General features: G+C 69.4%; 11 protein-coding genes. 6 read left to right on the plus strand and 5 right to left on the minus strand.

Annotation, left to right across the window (positions count from 1 at the left end; all coding sequences use genetic code 11):
* Window positions 1-65 precede the first annotated feature (65 nt).
* From acnA to H284_RS0118800, 4 genes are all read left to right on the plus strand, one after another.
* Entirely contained in the window at window positions 66-2,894 is a 2,829-nt protein-coding gene (gene acnA, locus H284_RS0118785; RefSeq protein ID WP_020077426.1) for an aconitate hydratase AcnA, read from the plus strand.
* 222 nt (window positions 2,895-3,116) lie between these two features.
* Window positions 3,117-5,072: a 1-deoxy-D-xylulose-5-phosphate synthase gene (gene dxs / locus H284_RS0118790; protein WP_020077427.1), complete on the plus strand. Its 1,956-nt coding sequence runs from the start codon at window positions 3,117-3,119 to the stop codon at window positions 5,070-5,072.
* Window positions 5,073-5,227: 155 nt separating this feature from the next.
* Window positions 5,228-5,629 carry a MerR family transcriptional regulator gene (locus tag H284_RS0118795; RefSeq protein WP_018191282.1) on the plus strand — a complete coding sequence of 134 codons (402 nt, stop codon included), beginning with the start codon at window positions 5,228-5,230 and terminating at the stop codon, window positions 5,627-5,629.
* A complete protein-coding gene (locus H284_RS0118800; RefSeq protein ID WP_018191281.1) occupies window positions 5,626-6,606 on the plus strand; it encodes an aldo/keto reductase in 981 nt (326 codons plus the stop codon). Before H284_RS0118795 ends, H284_RS0118800 begins: the two co-directional genes overlap by 4 nt.
* 108 nt (window positions 6,607-6,714) lie before the next feature.
* Here the strand turns inward: H284_RS0118800 and H284_RS0118805 are convergent, their stop codons facing one another.
* The 4 genes from H284_RS0118805 to H284_RS0118820 form a co-directional block, all read right to left on the minus strand.
* Window positions 6,715-8,853 (minus strand): 3-hydroxyacyl-CoA dehydrogenase NAD-binding domain-containing protein, encoded by a 2,139-nt coding sequence (locus tag H284_RS0118805; RefSeq protein WP_020077428.1) that lies wholly within the window; start codon window positions 8,851-8,853, stop codon window positions 6,715-6,717.
* A gap of 7 nt (window positions 8,854-8,860) precedes the next feature.
* Window positions 8,861-10,069 (minus strand): thiolase family protein, encoded by a 1,209-nt coding sequence (locus H284_RS0118810; protein WP_026307199.1) that lies wholly within the window; start codon window positions 10,067-10,069, stop codon window positions 8,861-8,863.
* Between the two features lie 74 nt (window positions 10,070-10,143).
* A complete protein-coding gene (locus H284_RS0118815; RefSeq protein ID WP_020077429.1) occupies window positions 10,144-11,340 on the minus strand; it encodes an HRDC domain-containing protein in 1,197 nt (398 codons plus the stop codon).
* Window positions 11,333-11,944, minus strand: coding sequence for a DUF3000 domain-containing protein (locus H284_RS0118820; RefSeq protein ID WP_020077430.1), 612 nt, complete (start codon window positions 11,942-11,944; stop codon window positions 11,333-11,335). The genes H284_RS0118815 and H284_RS0118820 overlap by 8 nt, the downstream gene beginning before the upstream one ends.
* A gap of 100 nt (window positions 11,945-12,044) precedes the next feature.
* Here H284_RS0118820 and H284_RS0118825 point away from each other — a divergent pair, with 100 nt between their 5' ends.
* A complete protein-coding gene (locus H284_RS0118825; protein WP_020077431.1) occupies window positions 12,045-13,268 on the plus strand; it encodes an alpha/beta hydrolase family protein in 1,224 nt (407 codons plus the stop codon).
* On the opposite strand, the gene zapE is transcribed toward H284_RS0118825, so the two are convergent.
* Window positions 13,265-14,317: a cell division protein ZapE gene (zapE, locus tag H284_RS0118830; RefSeq protein ID WP_018191275.1), complete on the minus strand. Its 1,053-nt coding sequence runs from the start codon at window positions 14,315-14,317 to the stop codon at window positions 13,265-13,267. The genes H284_RS0118825 and zapE overlap by 4 nt on opposite strands.
* 137 nt (window positions 14,318-14,454) lie before the next feature.
* Between zapE and H284_RS0118835 the strand changes: the two genes are divergently transcribed.
* Window positions 14,455-15,354: a sulfurtransferase gene (locus H284_RS0118835; RefSeq protein WP_020077432.1), complete on the plus strand. Its 900-nt coding sequence runs from the start codon at window positions 14,455-14,457 to the stop codon at window positions 15,352-15,354.
* Window positions 15,355-15,356: the final 2 nt, after the last annotated feature.

Consider the following 15,356-nt stretch of genomic DNA (forward strand, 5'->3'; position numbering starts at 1 on the left):
TCGACGGACGAGGAAGATGGACGAGGCGTGCGTGGACATCGCCTGCCGATGAAGGAGAGGGCATTGTGACTGCAACCGAGAACGCAGGACACGGCAGCTTCGGTGCGAAGCGGACACTGACGGTCGGGTCCAAGGACTACACGATCTTCGGTATCGACACGGTCGAGGGGTACGAGCGGCTCCCGTTCAGCCTCAAGATCCTGCTCGAGAACCTGCTCCGCACGGAGGACGGCGCGAACATCACCGCCGACCACATCCGCGCTCTGGGTGGCTGGGATCCGGCCGCCGAGCCGGACACCGAGATCCAGTACACGCCGGCCCGTGTCATCATGCAGGACTTCACCGGCGTCCCCTGCATCGTCGACCTCGCCACCATGCGCGAGGCGGTCTCCGCCCTCGGCGGCGACCCGAAGAAGATCAACCCGCTCGCCCCGGCCGAGATGGTCATCGACCACTCCGTCATCGCCGACCTGTTCGGCACGGAGAACGCGCTGGAGCGGAACACCGACCTCGAGTACGAGCGCAACGGCGAGCGGTACCAGTTCCTCCGCTGGGGCCAGACCGCCTTCGACGACTTCAAGGTCGTCCCGCCGGGCACCGGCATCGTCCACCAGGTCAACATCGAGTACCTGGCGCGTGTCACCATGACCCGCGAGGTGAACGGCGAGCTGCTCGCCTACCCGGACACCTGCGTCGGCACCGACTCGCACACCACGATGGTCAACGGCCTCGGCGTGCTCGGCTGGGGCGTCGGCGGCATCGAGGCGGAGGCGGCCATGCTCGGCCAGCCGGTCTCCATGCTCATCCCCAAGGTCGTCGGCTTCAAGCTGACCGGCGCCATCCCGACCGGTGTCACCGCGACCGACGTCGTGCTGACCATCACGCAGATGCTGCGCAAGCACGGCGTCGTCGGCAAGTTCGTCGAGTTCTACGGCGCGGGCGTCGCCGAGGTCCCGCTCGCGAACCGCGCCACCATCGGCAACATGAGCCCCGAGTTCGGCTCGACCGCCGCGATGTTCCCGATCGACGACGTCACCCTCGACTACCTGCGCCTCACCGGCCGCAGCGACGAGCAGGTCCAGCTGGTCGAGGAGTACTCCAAGGCGCAGAGCCTGTGGCACGACCCCTCGGTGGAGCCCGTCTTCAGCGAGTACCTCGAGCTCGACCTGTCGACGGTCGTCCCGTCGATCGCCGGTCCGAAGCGCCCGCAGGACCGCATCGAGCTGAGCCACGCGAAGGACCAGTTCGAGAAGGACCTCGTCGACTACGCCGACGTCTCCCACGACCTGGTCGACCTGACCATCTCCGAGTCCTTCCCGGCGTCCGACCCGGGGGAGCTCCAGCCGGAGGATGCGCGCAGCACCCACCAGCACAGCCACCACAGCCACGCACCGAAGGCCGCATCCAACCCGGTCCCCGTGCGTCTGTCGGAGAACGGCGAGGACTTCGTCCTCGACCACGGCGCCGTCGCCATCGCGGCGATCACGTCGTGCACCAACACCTCCAACCCGTCGGTCATGCTCGCCGCGGGCCTCCTCGCCCGCAACGCGGCGAAGAAGGGCCTCAAGGCGAAGCCGTGGGTCAAGACGACCCTCGCGCCGGGCTCCAAGGTCGTCACCGACTACTACGAGAAGGCCGGCCTCACGCACGACCTCGAGGCCCTCGGCTTCTACACGGTCGGCTACGGCTGCACCACCTGCATCGGAAACTCGGGCCCGCTGCCCGAGGAGATCTCGCAGGCCGTCAACGACAACGACCTCGCCGTCACCGCCGTGCTCTCGGGCAACCGCAACTTCGAGGGCCGGATCAACCCCGACGTCAAGATGAACTACCTGGCGAGCCCGCCGCTGGTCATCGCGTACGCCCTCGCCGGCTCGATGAACTTCGACTTCGAGGTCGACCCGCTGGGCACCGACACCGAGGGCAACGACGTCTTCCTCAAGGACATCTGGCCCGACGCGGCCGAGGTGCAGCAGACCATCGACTCGTCGATCAACGAGGGGATGTTCGTCCACCAGTACGCGTCCGTCTTCGAGGGCGACGAGCGCTGGAAGTCGCTGCCGACCCCGACCGGCTCGGTCTTCGAGTGGGACGAGAAGTCGACCTACGTGCGGAAGCCCCCGTACTTCGAGGGCATGACTCTGGACACGACCCCGGTCACCGACATCGTCGGCGCCCGCGTGCTCGCCAAGCTGGGCGACTCGGTCACCACCGACCACATCTCGCCCGCCGGCTCCATCAAGGCGGACAGCCCGGCCGGCCAGTACCTCACCGAGCACGGCATCGACCGCAAGGACTTCAACTCCTACGGCTCGCGCCGCGGCAACCACGAGGTGATGATCCGCGGAACCTTCGCGAACATCCGCCTGCGCAACCAGCTCCTGGACGGCGTCGAGGGCGGCTACACCCGCGACTTCACCCAGGAGGGCGCCCCGCAGTCGTTCATCTACGACGCGTCGCAGAACTATCAGGCGCAGGGCACCCCGCTCGTCATTCTCGGCGGCAAGGAGTACGGCTCCGGCTCGTCGCGCGACTGGGCGGCGAAGGGCACCAGCCTCCTCGGCGTCCGCGCGGTGATCACCGAGAGCTTCGAGCGCATCCACCGCTCGAACCTGATCGGCATGGGCGTCGTGCCGCTGCAGTTCCCGGCCGGCGAGTCCGCCGACTCCCTGGGCCTCGACGGCACCGAGGTGTTCACGATCACCGGCCTCGAGGCGCTCAACGAGGGCACCACGCCCAAGACGGTGCACGTGGTCGCCGAGCCGAGCGAGAACTCGCCCGCGGGCAAGCAGACCGTCGAGTTCGACGCGGTCGTCCGCATCGACACCCCCGGTGAGGCGGACTACTACCGCAACGGCGGCATCCTGCAGTACGTGCTGCGGAGCCTCGTCTAAGCTCGCCGCCGGGAAACGGAGGTGTCGGCGGCCAGAACGGCCGTCGCCACCTCCGTTTCCCGCGTCTGCGGGCGTGTCGGTCTGGCTTCTCCTCCGTTTCGCACATCGCGGCCGGACGCCTGCGTTCGCGGTGCCGCGGGAAAGGAACATATGTTGTCAAGGGGACCGTCGAACGGCAGCTTCCGAGCCTCTCTTGACGATGGCGCGCCTAGACTCGAATCCATGGGAATCCTCGAGACCATCCACGGTCCCCGCGACCTCGACAGGCTGACCGAGCGGGAGCTCGTCCAGCTCGCCGCCGAGGTGCGCGCGTTCCTGGTGGCCAACGTGGCGAAGACCGGCGGGCACCTCGGACCGAACCTGGGTGTCGTCGAGACGACCATCGCCATCCACCGCGTCTTCGACTCCCCGCACGACGCCGTCGTGTTCGACACCGGACACCAGTCGTACGTGCACAAGCTGCTCACCGGCCGTCAGGACTTCTCGCAGCTGCGGCAGCGCGGCGGGATGGCGGGCTACCCGCAGCGGTCCGAGTCCGAGCACGACATCGTCGAGAGCTCGCACGCCTCCTCGTCGCTCTCGTGGGCGGACGGCATCTCCCGGGCGTTCGAACTGACCGGCCAGCAGGACCGGCACGTCGTGGCCGTCGTCGGCGACGGCGCGCTCACCGGCGGGATGACGTGGGAAGCCCTCAACAACATCTCGGACGACAACAACCGCAAGCTGATCATCGTCGTCAACGACAACGGGCGCTCCTACGCGCCGACGATCGGCGGCATGGCGCGGTTCCTCAACACGGTGCGGACCCGCAAGAGCTACCGCAACCTGTACCTCACGTCGCGCAAGGCGTTCGACAAGCTCGGCACGCCCGGGCGTTCGTTCTACCGCGGCGTGCGGGGCGGACTCCACGGGTTCCTGAGCCGCTTCTCCAACAACGAGGCGCTGTACTCGAACCTCGACATCAAGTACATCGGCCCCATCCACGGCCACGACATCGAGGCGATGGAGGAGGCGCTGCGCCAGGCGAAGAACTACGGCGCCCCCGTCATCGTCCACGCCATCACGCAGAAGGGTCGCGGGTACGAGCCGGCGCTGCGCGACGCGGCCGACCAGTTCCACTCGGTCGGCCAGATCGACCCCGAGACCGGCGAGCCGATGGAGGGGTCGAGCAAGCCCTCCTGGACCGGCGTCTTCGCCGACGAGATCGTCGGGCTGGCCGAGAAGGACCCGAAGATCGTCGGCATCACGGCCGCGATGCTGCGTCCCACCGGCCTTCACAAGTTCGCCGAGCGGTTCCCCGAGCGTGTCCACGACGTCGGGATCGCGGAGCAGCACGCGGCGACCAGCGCCGCCGGCCTCGCGTTCGGCGGGCTGCATCCCGTCGTCGCCATCTACGCCACGTTCATGAACCGCGCGTTCGACCAGGTGCTGATGGATGTGGGCCTCCACAAGGCCGGCGTCACGTTCGTGCTCGACCGCGCCGGTGTGACCGGTCCGGACGGGCCGAGCCACCACGGGATCTGGGACCTCGCGATCCTGCAGGTCGTCCCGAACATCCGGCTGGCCGCTCCGCGCGACGGTACGCGGTTCCGGGAGGAGCTGGGGGAGGCCGTGGCCGTGGATGACGCCCCGACCGTCCTGCGCTTCCCGAAGGGCTCCGTGCAGCCCGACATCGAGGCGCTCCGCCGGCTCGACGACGGGGTCGACGTGCTGCGCGAGGGCGACCGCAAGGACGTCCTGCTGGTCACCGTCGGACCCATGGCCGACCTCGGGCTGAAAGTCGCCGACCGGCTGGCCGCGCAGGGGATCGGCGCGACCGTGGTGGACCCGCGGTGGGTCGTCCCGGTGCCGAAGAGCATCCTCGCCCTCGCGGCGGAGCACCGGATCGTCGTCACGATCGAGGACGGCATCCGTGTCGGCGGCATCGGCACACGCGTGCGGCAGGACCTCCGCGAGGCGGGCATCGACACGGCCGTCGACGAGTTGGGCCTCCCGGACGCCTTCATCGACCACGCGTCGCGCGACCAGATCCTCGAGGACGCCGGGCTCACCCCGCAGAAGATCGCGCGAGACCTGGTCGCCCAGGTGCTCGGCAGCCGCGTCCCGATCGCGCGCCCGTTGCCCGACGACGAGGCCGCCGCCGATGCCGAGGCGCCCGCCAAAAAGCGCCGCGCCTGACGCTGCCCTCCCGCGCCCCGCTCGCGACCCCTCCTCCCGCACGATTTGCGCCAAATCTCGGTAATGGCCTCTGCATAACGACGATTTGGCGCAAATCTTCGCGGTGGGTGGGGCCCGGTTGACTTGGAGTGCGCTCGAAGTTCTACTGTGGCGATATGACCGACACACGGACGGCGATGTCGATCTCCGACGTCGCCGAGCGGACCGGGCTCACCACCCACACCCTGCGCTACTACGAGCGTGAAGGGCTGATGCTGACCCCGGTCGGGCGCGCATCCTCCACCCATCGGCGCTACACCGAGGCGGACGTCACCTGGGTGACGTTCCTCACGAAGCTGCGCTCGACGGCCATGCCGATCGCGACGATGCGCCAGTACGTGGTGCTCGCCCGCGACGGCGATGGCACGCAGGCGGAACGGCTGGAGCTGCTGCTCCTGCACCGGATGGCCGTCGTGCGGCAACTGGAGGAGATGACGGCGAGCCTGGCGGCCATCGACTACAAGATCGACCTGTACCGGCAGAGCGTCGGCCAGGTCACGGAAGGGAACGACGCATGAAGACGATCGCATTGGGAACCGAGAAGCTGGAGGTCTCGCAGCTGGGCCTCGGCTGCATGGGGATGTCCGCGTTCTACACCGGAGCCGGTGCCGACGAGGCCGGCTCGATCCGCACCATCCACCGCGCCATGGACCTCGGGGTGACGTTCTTCGACACCGCCGAGATGTACGGCCCCTACAAGAACGAAGAGCTGCTCGCGAAGGCGTTCGCCGACGGCCGCCGCGACCGCGTCGTCATCGCCACGAAGTTCGGCACCATCAAGCACCGCCAGAACGACGAGCGCGGGATGGACGGCTCGGCCGAGAACGTGCGGCTGTCGGTCGAAGGCTCCCTGCGCCGGCTGCAGACCGACCACATCGACCTGTACTACCAGCACCGGATGGACCCGGACACGCCCATCGAGGAGACCGTCGGGGCGTTGAAGGAGCTGATCGAGGAGGGCAAGATCCGCCACTACGGGCTGTCGGAGGCGGCGCCCGCGACGATCCGCCGCGCCAACGCCGTGCACCCGGTGACCGCAATCCAGACGGAGTACTCGCTGTGGACGCGTGACCCGGAGGCGGAGGTGCTGCCGACAGTCCGCGAGCTCGGGATCGGCTTCGTGCCGTACTCGCCGCTCGGCCGCGGCTTCCTCACCGGCACGATCCGGTCGCTCGATCAGCTGTCGGACGACGACTTCCGCCGGTTCAACCCGCGCTTCGAGGGCGACAACCTGGAGTCGAACATCCGGATCGTCGAGCAGGTCGACGAGGTCGCGCGCGAGCTGGGCGCGAAGCCCGGCCAGGTGGCCCTGGCGTGGCTGTTGGCGAAGGGCGACGACATCGCCCCGATCCCGGGCACCACGAAGGTGGAGAACCTGGAGCAGAACGTCGCCGCCGCCGACCTGCACCTGAGCGACGAGCAAATCGCCCGCCTGGATGCGGTGGCCGCCCCGGTGGGCGACCGCTACCCGGACATGTCGACGGTCAACCGCTGACCCATCCCGCTGCCTGACGCAGCACGCTGCCCAACGCAATACGCTGCTTGACGCAACACGCCGTCCGCCACATCTGGCGGACGGCGTGTTGTGTCAACTCGGCGGTGCTTAGGCGACGCCCTTGACGGGCGGGTGGTGGAACGTGTCCCCGAACACCCGCTCGGAGGCTCCGACGCGATCCAGGTAGGGCGTGATGCCGCCCATCTGGAACGGGAAGCCGGCGCCGAGGATCATGCACAGGTCGATGTCCTCGGGCGCCTCGACCACGTGGTCGTCGGCGAGCATGCGGTGGATCTCGTCGGCCAGGCCGTCTTCGAGGGTCCGGAGGATCTGCTCCTTCGTCCACGGGTTCGTACCGCCGGAGACGATCTTCGCCGCGCCCTTGTCGAGACCCTTCACCTTGCCCTTGGCGTCCTTCTCCAGCAGCGTGCCGTGCTCGGCCAGCTTGTGGAGGTTCTCTGACCGGTAGAACCGGTCGGGGAACGCCGCGTGGTGGGTGTCGAGCACGTGTGCGCCGACCTTGAGCCCGACCAGGTCGAGCAGGGCGGACGGCGCCATCGGCAGGCCGAGCGGCGCGATGGCCTCGTCGACGACGTCGAACGGCGTCCCGTCGTCGACCGCGTGCATCGCGTCGCCGAGGATCTTCGCGAGGATGCGGTTCACGACGAAGCCGGGGGTGTCGGCCGTGATGACCGCGTTCTTCTTGAGCGCGGCGGCCGTCACCATCGCGGTCGACAGCGTCGCCTCATCCGTGAGCGGCGTGTTCACGACCTCGATCAGCGGCATGACCGCGACGGGGGTGAAGAAGTGGAAGCCCACCAGGCGCTCGGGATGCTTCAGCTTCGCGCCGATCTGCTCCACCGACAGGGACGAGGTGTTCGTCGCGAGCACCGCCTCGTCGGAGATGAACTGCTCCACCTGCTCGAAGACGTCCTGTTTCACGCCGAGCTCCTCGAACACCGCCTCGATGACCCAGTCGCAGTCGGCGAAGTCGGCCTTGTCGGTGGTGCCGGTGACCAGCGCGCGCAGGCGGTTGGCCTCGTCGGGGGAGATGCGGCCCTTCTCCTGCAGCTTGCCGATCTCGTCGTGGATGTAGGCGACGCCCTTGTCGACGTGAGCCTGGTCGAGGTCGGTGATGACCACGGGCACCCGGAGGCGGCGGACGAAGAGCAGCGCGAACTGGCTGGCCATGTACCCGGCGCCGATGACGCCGATCTTGGTGACCTTCTTGGCGAGCTTCTTGTCCGGGGCGCCGGCCGGGCGCTTCGCGCGCTTCTGCACCAGGTTGAACGCGTAGATGCTCGCCTGGAACTGGTCGCCGGCGATGAGCTCCGCGAGCGCGTCGTCCTCGAGGGCGAACCCGGCCTCGCGGTCGTTCGACTTCGCGGCCTTGAGCAGGTCGAGCGCCTTGTACGGGGACTTCGGGACGGTCCCGATGCGCGACTCGAGCATCTTCCGTGCGATGCCGATGGCGGCATCCCACTTGACCATCCGCTCGATCTTGCCCGGCTCGTTCGGACGCTTGACGACGATCTCGCCGGTGAGCACCTTGTCGGCCCAGCGGAGGGAGTCCTCGAGGAAGTTGGCCGAGTCGAAGATCGCGTCGGCGATGCCGAGGTCGAACACTTCCTGCGGCTTCAGCATCCGGTTCTGCTTCAACGGGTTCTCGACGACCACCTTGAGGGCGTTCTCGATGCCGATCAGGTTCGGCAGGATCGTCGCGCCGCCCCAGCCGGGGATGAGACCGAGGAACACCTCGGGGAGGGCGAACGCGGCCGCATTGCGGTCGATGGTGCGGTAGTCGGCGTTGAGGCCGATCTCCACACCGCCGCCCAGCGCCAGGCCGTTCGTGAAAACGAACGACGGGACGCCGAACGTCGCCTGCTTGCCGAGGACGTAGTGGCCCAGCTGCGGGAGCAGCTTCGCCACCTCGACGCTCGGGATGGCGTCCACCCGGCTGAGGTCGGCCCCGGCGGCGAGGATGAACGGCTTGCCGGTGACGGCGACCGCGTCGATCTCGCCGCGCTTCGCCCGCTCGGTCAGCTCGTCGAAGGTCTTCCCGAGCTCCAGCAGCGTCGCCGGTCCCATGGTGTTGGGGCGGGTGTGGTCGCGGCCGTTGTCGAGGGTGACCAGGGCGAGGGTCTTGCCGCTGGGGAGCGGCACATCCCGGACGAAGGAGTGGGTGACGACTTCGTCGTCGGTGAGGTCGGCGAGGGGGGAGAAGTCGATCTTGCTGTAGTCGGTCACGTGCGTGTCAGCCCTTCCGTGCGGCGCGCTTGTCGTAGTTCGGGTTCTCCCAGATCACGGTGCCGCCCTGGCCGAGGCCGACGCACATCGCGGTGACGCCGTAGCGCACCTCCGGGTGCTCCTCGAACTGGCGGGCCAGCTGGATCATCAGGCGGACGCCGCTCGCGGCGAGCGGGTGCCCGATCGCGATCGCGCCGCCCCACTGGTTGACGCGCGGGTCGTCGTCGTCGATGCCGAAGTGGTCGAGGAACGACAGCACCTGGATGGCGAACGCCTCGTTCAGCTCGAACAGCCCGATGTCGTCGATGCTGAGGCCGGCCTTGCGCAGCGCCTTCTCGGTCGACGGGACGGGGCCGAGGCCCATGATCTCCGGCTCGACGCCCGCGAAGGCGAAGCTCACCATGCGCATCTTCGGGGTGAGCCCGAGCTCCTTCACCGCGTCGGTGGACGCGAGGAGGGAGGCGGTGGCGCCGTCGGTCAACGGCGACGAGTTGCCGGCGGTGACCCGGCCGTGCGGCCGGAACGGGGTCTTGAGGGTGGCGAGACCCTCCATGTTCGTCTGGGGACGCATCCCCTCGTCCTGCGTGGCGAGGCCCCAGCCGGACTCGGAGCGGATGGCGACCGGCACGAGGTCCGGCTGGATCTTGCCGGCCTCGTACGCGGCGGCCACCTTGTGCTGGCTGCGCATGGCGAAACGGTCGGAGCGCTCCTTGGTGAGCGCCGGGAACCGGTCGTGGATGCGCTCGGCGGTCATGCCCATGTTGAGCGCGTCCTCCGCGACCATCTTCTCGGAGAGGAAGCGCGGGTTCGGGTCGGCCCCGAAGCCCATCGGGTGACGGCCCATGTGCTCGACGCCGCCGGCGATCGCCAGGTCGTACGCGCCGAACGCGATGCCGGACCCGAGGGTGGTGACGCTGGTCATGGCGCCGGCGCACATCCGGTCGATCGCGAATCCGGGGACCGACTTGGGCAGTCCGGCGAGGAGGGCGGCGGTGCGGCCGAGGGTGAGGCCCTGGTCGCCCTGCTGCGTCGTCGCGGCGATCGCCACGTCGTCGATCCGGTCCTTGGGCACCTGGGGGTTCCGCTCCAGGAGTCCGATCATCGCCTTCACGACGAGGTCGTCCGCGCGGGTGTTCCAGTACTGCCCTTTTTCGCCGGCCCGTCCGAACGGAGTACGGACTCCGTCGACGAACACGACATCGTTCCTATCGGCCACAGTGCCCTCCCAAATCAAGGTCGGAAACGATCCTAGGTACACCGCTGTGCACGAAAAGAATCGTTTGATCCTTCCTACGAAGCGGGCTCGGACCCCTCGTCGGCGCTTTGGCTGCTTTCCACAAATGCCTGGGCGATCACCTGTGAGGTTGCGGCAACCTGCCACGGGCGTGCACCGTGCGCCGCGAGTGCTTCGCCGACGCTCTCGGGGGTGATCTCGGAGGGCGGAGCCCAGGCGACGCGGCGCAGCGTGTCGGGGGTGAGCAGATTCTCCAGGGGGATGCTGCGCTCCTCTGAGACCGCCGTCAGCGCCGCCCGCGCGGCCTTGAGCCGTGCATCTGCGTCCGGGTTGCGGTCGGACCACGCTCGCGGCGGCGGGAGGGTGTCGCCGTTGCCGCGCGGCACGGGGAGGTCGTCGGTGGTGCGCCCGGCTTCGATGGCCGCCCACCAGCGGTCGATCTCGGTGCGGCTCGCGCGGCCGGTGAACTCCCGCATCGCCGCGAGGGCGCGCTTCGACTCCGGCATCGCCTTGGCGGCGGCGGTCAGCGAGGCGTCCGGCACCAGGCGGCCGGGCGCGGTGTCGATCTCACGGGCGAGCGCATCCCGCGCCTGCCACAGCTCGCGCGCGACGGCGAGGTTGCGGATGCCGCGGATCGAGTGGATGCCCGACAGGCGCCGCCACGGCTCGTTGCGGACGGGCACGAGGTCGCGGACCAGCTCGTCGGCGAACTCCTGGTGCGCGATGTCGGTCTTGCCGGCCTCGTCGAGGAGCGCCGCGATGGCGTCACGCAGGTCGGGCAGCAGCTGGACGTCGAGGGCGGCGTAGTCGAGCCACGGCTGGGGGAGCGGACGCGTCGACCAGTCAGCCGCGCTGTGCTCCTTCGCCAGGTGGATGCCGAGGAGCTCCTCCACGACCGTCCCGAGCCCGACGCGCGGCATCCCGAGCAGACGTGCGGCGAGTTCCGTGTCGAAGACGATCGACGGGTCGAGGCCCACCTCGCGGAGGCAGGTGAGGTCCTGCGTCGCCGCGTGCAGCACCCACTCGTCGTCGTGGATGGCCTCGTTCAGCTCGTCGAAGCGTCCGACGGCCGGCGGGTCGAAGAGGAACGTGCCCGCCTCGCGCCGGAAGACCTGGATGAGGTAAGCCCTCTGTGAATACCGGAAGCCGCTGGCACGCTCGGCGTCGACGGCGATCGGGCCGGTTCCTGCGGTGATGCGCTCGACCGCCGCCAGGTAATCGGCACGGGTCTCGATGACCGTGTACTCAGCCACGCGGCGCCTTCCTGGGCGTGGCCGCCCGGGCGCTGAGCAGGCTCACCCCCTCGCCGGTCGGGGGGAGGCCGGCGAGCATGCACAGCAGCTCACCCCATCCCTCGACGTGGGCGGAGACATCCGCCTCGAGCGGGCTCCACGAGGCGCGCAGCTCGATCTGCGAGCCGTCGCCCTGGGCGGCCAGCTCGCCGAAACCGGTGGAGATGATCTTGGTGGCCGTTCCGCTCGCGGCCGTGTAGCGCGCGTGGCGCGCATCCAGCGCATCCACCAGCCACGACCAGGCGACGTCGGCGAGGAACGGGTCGAGGCCGATATCGGTCTCGAGCGGCGCCTGCGCGAAGCAGACGATGCGGAACGGGCCGCCCCACGCCTCCGGCTCGTCCGGGTCGTAGAGCAGGATGAAACGGCCGGTGCCGAGGTCCGAGTCGCTTCCGTGCCGTGCGGGCCGGACGTCGGCCGCGAGCGCGACGGAGTACGGCGCCAGCTGCGCTGGCGCGGGGATCTCCTCGATCACGAGCTCCGGACGCGACACTGCGGTGCGGATGGACTGCAGCGCCGTGGCGAACTCCGCCGGGTGCTGCGGTGGGGATGTCGGTGTCGGCACGCTTCGAACACTAGAAGCCTTTGGCGTCCGGCGGCAGTAAGGCACGCCGCCTGGGGAACTCCTGAGTCCGCGTGCGGGCCGCCGCCGGTACGCTGCCGTTATGGCGGCAGGCGGCTCGGATTCGGCATGGGGCAAGGCACTCGGAACGGCGGCGTTCGTCGCGGGCGGGCTGGTCGTCGGCACCGCCCTGATCGCCGGATGGGCGACCGCCCGCGTCGCGCGCACCGTGATCACGCCGGTGCGGCGCCGCCCGCAGAACCAGACCATCCGCTCGTTCGACGAGAGTGTCGGAACGGTCACCCTGCGCGAGACCCCGGACGCGACGATGCCCGGCCGCCTCGGCCTCTGGTGGGGCGGCGACACCGGCTACGCCAAGCTCGGCGGGCTGATCGAGCGCGCAGACGGCTCGGTGACGCGCGAGCTGGAGCGCGTGGAGTTCGGCGACCTTCGGGTGGGACGCTCGCGCATCAGCGGGTACTACTATCTCCAGCCCGGCGAGCTCGGGCTGCCGGTCAGGTCCGTCGAGATCTCCACGGAGCTCGGCCAGGCGCCCGCGTGGGTGTTCGCGGCCCCGGAGGACGCAGGCGACGAGCGCTGGGTCATCCAGGTGCACGGCTGGGGCGCCAGCCGCCAGGAGGGCCTCCGGGCCGTGCGGGTGTTCCACGACGCCGGCTTCACCTGCCTGCTCGCCTCCTACCGCAACGACGGGGATGCGCCAGAGAGCGCCGACCGCCGCTACGGGCTGGGCGGGACGGAGTGGCGCGACATCGAGGCCGCGATCGACTACGCGGTGTCGCAGGGCGCGCGCTCCGTCGTCCTCATGGGCTGGTCGATGGGCGGCGCCGTGGTGCTCCAGACGATCACCCGGTCGCCGTCGGCGCGGCACGTCGCCGGTATCGTGCTCGAGTCTCCCGTCATCGACTGGATCGACACCCTCGGCTACCAGGGCAACCTCCTGCACCTCCCGGACATGATGACCCGCGCCGCCATGCGCCTCATCGAGTCGGAGTGGAGCGGCCCGATCACCGGTCAGGGCGCGCCGATCGACCTCCGCAGCATGGACTTCGTCGCCCGGGCCTCCGAGCTCAGCCTGCCGATGCTCATCCTGCACAGCGACGACGACGGGTTCGTGCCGTCCACCGGGTCGCGCGCGCTCGCCGAGGCGCGGAGCGACATCGTCACGCTCGTGCCGTTCGACGTCGCGCTCCACACCAAGCTGTGGAACTACGACGAGGCCAAGTGGACGGGCGCCATCGCCGAGTGGCTGGGCGCGAACATCCCCGCCGAGGCTCCTGCCGCTGCTACCGCATCCAGCGCCGACTAGTCGTGCGGCGGTAGCTCGCCCGCGGTGAGGGCGATCATGCGCGAGGTCGAGCGCAGGTACTTCTTGCGGTAGCCGCCGCCGAGCATCTCGTCGTCGAAGACATCGCTAAGTGGAACGCCGGACTGCACGATCGGGATCTCGGCGTCGTACACGCGGTCGATGAACGCGACCAGACGCAGGGCGGCCATCTGGTCGTGCAGCACCTCCACATCCCGGAGGCCGATCACATCCACACCGTCGATGATCTTGATGTAGCGCGAGGGGTGGACGGTCGCGAGGTGCGCGATGAGGTCCTGGAAGCCGTCGCTCGTCACGGTCTCGCCGCGGCCGGCCAGCGCGGTCACGACGCGCTCGTACTCCGCCGGCTCGACTGTGATGGCGCTGCCGGTGGTGTCGCGGCGGCGGTAGTCGAGGCCGTCGATGCGGACGGTCTGGAAGTTCGACGAGAGCGACTGGATCTCGCGCAGGAAGTCGCTCGCCGCGAACCGGCCCTCGCCGAGCGCGTTCGGCGGGGTGTTGCTCGTGGCGGCGATGCGGGTGCCGGAGGCGACCAGCTCGCCGAGCATCCGCGTCATCATCATCGTGTCGCCCGGGTCGTCGAGTTCGAACTCGTCGATGCAGATCAGGGTGGACCCACGCAGCAGGTTGACGGCGCCCGCGTAGCCGAGCGCGCCGACCAGGGCGGTGTACTCGATGAACGTGCCGAAGTACTTCGGACCGGGCGCCTCATGCCAGAGCGCCGCGAGGAGGTGCGTCTTGCCGACGCCGAAGCCGCCGTCGAGGTAGACGCCCGGCTTCATCGCCTCCACCTTCTTGCGGCTGCGGCTGAACAGGCCGGCCGGTCGCTGCGGCTCCCACGTCTTGGCGAACAGCTTCAGCGTGGCGACGGCCTCGGACTGCGAGGGGTAGTCGTGGTCGGGACGGTACGAGTCGAACGTCGCGTGCTCGAACTGCGACGGCGGCACCAGGCTCTCGGCGATCTCCGCGCCCGTGATCTCGGGCGAGCGGTCGGCGAGACGGGGGAGGGCGCCGGTCTGTTCGAGGGTCATGACGGGTTCTGCACCTTTGTGTCGAAGTCTTACCGCGGCTGTTCCGAGCCGCTTACGCTGGACGTAGATTCCAGCTGTCGCAGGCTTCCCAGCCTAGTCCTGCGCCACCGACCGATTCCCTGGAGGGCATCACAGACATGACCATCGAGACCGACCCGTCGCCCGAGTTCGCCGGCTATGCGCACCCCGAGCGCCTCGTGAGCACCGACTGGCTCGCCGCGCACCTCGGCGAACCGGGACTCGTCGTGGTGGAGTCGGATGAGGACGTGCTGCTGTACGACACCGGGCACATCCCGGGGTCGGTCAAGATCGACTGGCACACCGACCTCAACGACCCGGTGGTCCGCGACTACGTGAGCCCGGAGCGCTTCGCCGAGCTGCTCGGCTCGAAGGGCATCGCCCGTGACACCACCGTCGTCATCTACGGCGACAAGAACAACTGGTGGGCCGCCTACGCGCTGTGGGTGTTCACGCTGTTCGGGCACGAGGACGTCCGCCTGCTCGACGGCGGCCGCGACAAGTGGATCGCCGAGGGCCGCGAGCTGACCCGCGAGGTGCCGCAGCCGACCCCGGTCGAGTACCCCGTGGTCGAGCGCGACGACACCGTCGTGCGCGCCTTCAAGGACGACGTGCTCGCCCACTTCGGGCAGCCTCTGATCGACGTCCGCTCTCCCGAGGAGTACAGCGGGGAGCGCACCGAGATCCCCGGGTACCCGACCGAGGGCGCCCTGCGCGCCGGGCACATCCCGTCGGCGAAGTCGGTGCCGTGGGCCCGCGCTGCCGCACCCGACGCCACCTTCAAGCGGCGGGCGGAGCTCGAGGAGGTCTACCTCGACGGCGCGGGGCTGAAGCCGGGGGACGACGTGATCGCGTACTGCCGCATCGGCGAGCGTTCCAGCCACACCTGGTTCGTGCTCACCCACCTGCTCGGGTTCGAGAACGTGAAGAACTACGACGGCTCGTGGACGGAGTGGGGCTCGGCCGTGCGCGTCCCGATCGTCACCGGCTCCGAGCCCGGCGAGGTGCCGACCCGCTGACC

Source organism: Cryocola sp. 340MFSha3.1 (genome assembly GCF_000383315.1).
Classification (GTDB): Bacteria; Actinomycetota; Actinomycetes; order Actinomycetales; family Microbacteriaceae; genus Leifsonia.

Coding starts and splice junctions, on each gene's coding strand:
- dxs (WP_020077427.1), top strand. CDS start 3,117: ATGGGAATCCTCGAGACCATCCACGGTCCCCGCGACCTCGACAGGCTG.
- H284_RS0118795 (WP_018191282.1), top strand. CDS start 5,228: ATGACCGACACACGGACGGCGATGTCGATCTCCGACGTCGCCGAGCGG.
- H284_RS0118800 (WP_018191281.1), top strand. CDS start 5,626: ATGAAGACGATCGCATTGGGAACCGAGAAGCTGGAGGTCTCGCAGCTG.
- H284_RS0118825 (WP_020077431.1), top strand. CDS start 12,045: ATGGCGGCAGGCGGCTCGGATTCGGCATGGGGCAAGGCACTCGGAACG.
- zapE (WP_018191275.1), bottom strand. CDS start 14,317: ATGACCCTCGAACAGACCGGCGCCCTCCCCCGTCTCGCCGACCGCTCG.
- H284_RS0118835 (WP_020077432.1), top strand. CDS start 14,455: ATGACCATCGAGACCGACCCGTCGCCCGAGTTCGCCGGCTATGCGCAC.